This window comes from Actinocrinis sp. (assembly GCF_035605935.1).
Taxonomy (GTDB): Bacteria; Actinomycetota; Actinomycetes; order Streptomycetales; family Catenulisporaceae; genus Actinocrinis.
This window is the reverse complement of record NZ_DATNGK010000041.1, coordinates 1-4,264: the sequence shown is the minus strand read 5'-3', so window position 1 is coordinate 4,264 and position 4,264 is coordinate 1. Positions and strand designations below refer to the sequence as shown.

The window sequence follows — 4,264 nt, the reverse complement described above, 5'->3', positions numbered from 1 at the left end:
CAGGCCGGTTCCGGGAGCGGGGCGTTCTCGCGGGCCCGCCTGCTCTCGGCCAGCGCCTCGTTCAGCGCGGCCAGGCCGTCGACGAAGTCGCCTTCCTGCGGCTCGAGCTCGTCGATCGAAGCCTGGGACTGCGTCGGGATGACGATCTTTCCGGGGAGCGGATCCTCGCCGGCGGTTTCCAGCTGTTCTTCGTCCTCGTCCTCGTCTGTTTCGCCGAGAACGGAATCGACGACAGCGGATTCCTCGATCTGTGGCTCAGCCTCTGGCTGTGCCTCGGGCGCGGCCTCAGCCTCGGGCTCGATCTCCGCATCGGCAGCTGGCTCGTACGCGGCACCGGTCGGCGACGCCGTCTCGGTCTCGGTCTCGATGTCGTCAGCCACATCCGGCTCAGGCTCTATCCGCACGCCGAGTGCCGCCCAGAACGCCGCCCCGCCGCCCGGCTGTGCTTCGCCGTTGCTGGTGCTCACTCGGATACCTCCTGCGTGCGTTGTGCCGGAACTACCGCGAGGGTGACCGGCCGTTCGTCGTCCGGTTCGGCCGCGGTGCCCTCGAACTCCTCCTCGACCTCGATCTCGCCTTCGTCGCTGCCGGTCCAACGCACGGTCAGCTCGCCGAACGGAGCCAGCTGATCGAAGCCGACCGCCTTCTCCCGGAACAGCTCAAGCAGTGCCAGAAAGCGAGCGACGATATGGATCGTGTCGGGTGCGTCCGCGATCAGCGTCCGGAACGTCGCGGTACCCAGCCTGCGCAGCTTTTCCGCGATCACGTTTGCTTGATCGCGGATCGACACGCTCATCTGGTGGATGTGCTCGATCGAGACGGTCGGCGGCTGACGCGGCGTCATCGCGCGCACCGCCAGCGCCGCGAACTGTTCAGGGGAAAGGCTGATCAGCACCTCGGGCAGCAGTTCCTTGAACTCCGGCTCGAGCGGCACCGAGCGCGGAAAACGCAGCGAGCCGAACGCGTAACGCTGTGCCAGTTCGGTGGCGACCTGCTTGTAGGCGCGGTACTGGAGCAGACGCGCGAACAGCAGGTCGCGCGCTTCGAGCAGTGCCAGATCCTCTTCGTCCTCGACCTCGGCGGCGGGCAGCAGCCTGGCCGCTTTCAGGTCAAGCAGCGTGGCGGCAACCAGCAGGAACTCGCTGGCCTGGTCCAGATCCCAGTCCGAGCCCTTGCTGTGGATGAAGGCGATGAACTCGTCGGTGACCTTGGATAGCGCGAGCGTGGTGACGTCCAGCTTGTGCTTGGCGATGAGGCTCAGCAGCAGGTCGAACGGACCCTCGAACTCTTCGAGGTGCACCTGGAATGCGTCGGCGCGGCCGCGGCCGGTGAGCGCATCGCCGGGCGTGGGAACGCGATCGGGCTCGGGCGCCTGTTCCTGCTCGGGCACTGCCTTTTGATCAGGCACTGACTGTGGATCGGGCACCACGACGGCGCGACCGGACTCGGCGTCGCGCGGCCGCGCGGGCTCGGCCGCCGACTCGGGTTCGGCCGTCGGCACGGGCTCGGTCGGTTCCACAGACTCAACTCTATTACGCCGGTCGGCCTGCATCTGGGCCTAACGCGCCTGGCCCGGGCGCGGTCCCGGCGATGCTCGTGCCAGTGGGTCCCAGAGCGGGGCTAGTGCCCGCGCAGCGATTCGACCAGCAGCGAGCTCTCGCCGTTCTGATCGAAGTCGGCCAGCACCAGATCGATAGCCTCGCGTACGATCCGGCCCCGGTCCACCGCGAGGCCATGCTGCGCGCGCAGCATGATCCGTGCCTGTTCCAGCGCTAGCAGTTCCTCGGGCGAGACGTACACGGTGATCTTCTCGTCGTGCCGCTCCCGGCCACTGGCGCCCCGCGCCGCGGTCGCGGCGGGGCGCGAGGTCGAGCGTACGCGGGCCGGTCGTGGCTGCTGGTCCTGCGGCCGGGCTTCCTCGTATCCGGGCGCGTAGCCCTCGGCCTCGTAGCCGGGCTCCTCCTCGACCGGATCCGGCACGGCGCGCAGCCGGTCGGTGCCCGGCCGCGCCGCGCGTGCCGCGCTGCCCACGGTGGACAGCGCCGGCCCGGTTATGCCGCTGGCGCCGTGGCCTGCGCCGGTCGGTCGGAACAACTCGTCGGCAGCGGGCATCCTCACTCGGCGGGGCACCTCGCCAGCACCTCCCTGGCGAGCTGGCGATACGCGGCAGCGCCGACCGAACTCGACGCGTACGACGTGATCGGCTCCCCGGCGACCGTGGTCTCCGGGAAACGCACCGTGCGGCCGATGACCGTGTGGAATACCTGGTCGCCGAACGCCTGCACCACCCGGGCCAGCACCTCGCGGCTGTGTACCGTGCGCGCGTCGTACATCGTGGCCAGGATGCCGTCGAGCTCAAGGTCCGGATTCAGCCGCTCGCGCACCTTCTCGATCGTCTCGGTGAGCAGCGCGACGCCGCGCAGCGCGAAGAACTCGCACTCCAGCGGGACGATCACGCTGTGCGCCGAAGTCAGAGCGTTGACGGTGAGCAGGCCGAGCGACGGCTGGCAGTCGATGATGATGTAGTCGTACTCGGACATCGCCGGCTTGAGCGCACGCGCCAGCGAGGACTCGCGGGCCACCTCGGTGACCAGTTGCACCTCGGCCGCGGACAGGTCGATGTTGCTCGGCAACAGATCCATGCCCGGGGTGACCGTCTTGAGCAGGATGTCGTCGATGTTGACGCCGCGCTCCATCAACAGGTTGTAGACGGTGCGGTCCAGCTCCATCGGGTTGACCCCGAGGCCAACCGACAGAGCGCCCTGCGGATCGAAGTCCACCAGCAGGACCTTGCGACCGTACTCGGCAAGCGCGGCACCGAGATTGATGGTCGAGGTGGTCTTGCCGACCCCGCCCTTCTGGTTGCACATCGCGATGATCTTCGCGGGGCCGTGCTCGTGCGCGGGCCGGGGCGCGGGGAACCTGGGCATCGGGCGGCCGGTCGGACCGACCCGCTCGCGCCGCTGGGTGGCCGGATCCGGCGCGAGGGTGGCCGCGTATTCGGGATCCGGCTCTATTTCCGCGTCGGGATCGAAGCCGTCCTCGAAACGCAGTTCGTCGTCGATGCCGTACGGGTCGTCGATCTCGACGTCGCCGGTCCACGCACCGCTGCTCACAACAGTTCCTCCTCGACCGCTCCCTCCGGCGAGCGCCGCCGTTTGCGGGTCGGCGTATGTGGATTCGCTCACCTGCCGGTCATCCTCCCAAGTGCTTACGGGGCGAGGCCCCCGACGGTGCCCCGACAGCAGTGTCCACCGTTGCGGCGCCAATTGTCGACCTATGTATTCATCGTCCTGACGCCAGAGTGCCTCGACTCTAGGCGGCACCCTCCAATTACAGCAAGGAAAGGTCGCTCTGGTGGCGCAACGCGCGCAGGGTCACGAGATTTCGTCGACAAATCATCATCACAGGACGGTCTCGGTCGACTCGTCGGACGTGTGATGAGCCGCTGATGGCCAGTCAGAAACAGCTGTGCGAACGGAAGGTGGGGCCAGAATGCCCGGCCGTTGATCCTTGCCTGCACTAAAGGGCACGGTTCGCTTACGAAGCCTATCCGAGGGCGGTCACAGGCTGTACAAGTATGGCAGCCCGCGCTGGAGTCGCGGGTCGCCCGCTGACGCCAGTCGGCGCGCACCTAGGAGGGGTAAGGGCAAATGGATCTGACGAAGCTCGGTCGCACCGAGCGCGTCCTGGCAATAGTTGGACTGCTCGCGTTCATCGACAGTTTCCTGCCGTGGTATTCGGTGAGCTTCAAGGGCGAACTGGGGGTCATCGCCGGCGGTAGCGCATCCGCAAACGCCTGGGACACCGGCTTCTGGGCCTGGTTCCCGATGTTGTTGCTGTTCGCGATCGGCGTACTCGTCGCGCTGCCGGCGGTCGGGCAAAATATCAGCCTCCGGGGCGGATTCGCCGCGATCGGTGCGGCTTCGCTGCTCGCTACGATCATTGTGTTGATTCGCTGGCTGACCTACCCGTCGGTGTCGGACGCCTTCGGGTCCGCAGGCGCGGACTTCGGCACCTACATCGGTCTGATCCTCTGCGTCGTGGCGACGGTGTTCGCGTACCTCGCGTTCACCGCGGCCGGCGGCACCCTTAACAACTTCGCTGCAGCCTTCAAGGGCCCGCAGCCGCAGGAGGGCGTCACACCGGGCGGTCACTACATCCCGCCGGGAACCACCGCCCCGCCCGGAGAGCAGCCCCCGACCTGGCAGCAGCCGCCTCAGATCTGATCCGCCGGTCTGATTCACCGGTAATCGGGCGCAAT

4 protein-coding genes and 1 pseudogene are annotated in these 4,264 nt (G+C 67.7%); 1 reads left to right on the top strand and 4 read right to left on the bottom strand.

The features are described from left to right. The 4 genes and pseudogenes from VN779_RS03125 to VN779_RS03110 all read right to left on the bottom strand — a co-directional run. Positions 1-467 (bottom strand): annotated as a pseudogene (locus tag VN779_RS03125) (hypothetical protein); the annotation flags it as partial. Continuing rightward, positions 464-1,519 (bottom strand): ScpA family protein, encoded by a 1,056-nt coding sequence (locus VN779_RS03120; RefSeq protein WP_325719916.1) that lies wholly within the window; start codon positions 1,517-1,519, stop codon positions 464-466. The pseudogene VN779_RS03125 and the gene VN779_RS03120, both read right to left, overlap by 4 nt. Positions 1,520-1,620: 101 nt before the next feature. Beyond that, positions 1,621-2,118, bottom strand: coding sequence for a hypothetical protein (locus tag VN779_RS03115; protein ID WP_349260622.1), 498 nt, complete (start codon positions 2,116-2,118; stop codon positions 1,621-1,623). Then, a complete protein-coding gene (locus VN779_RS03110; RefSeq protein ID WP_349260623.1) occupies positions 2,115-3,083 on the bottom strand; it encodes an AAA family ATPase in 969 nt (322 codons plus the stop codon). Before VN779_RS03110 ends, VN779_RS03115 begins: the two co-directional genes overlap by 4 nt. Positions 3,084-3,653: 570 nt before the next feature. Here VN779_RS03110 and VN779_RS03105 point away from each other — a divergent pair. Next, positions 3,654-4,229 (top strand): hypothetical protein, encoded by a 576-nt coding sequence (locus tag VN779_RS03105; protein ID WP_325719914.1) that lies wholly within the window; start codon positions 3,654-3,656, stop codon positions 4,227-4,229. Positions 4,230-4,264: the final 35 nt, after the last annotated feature.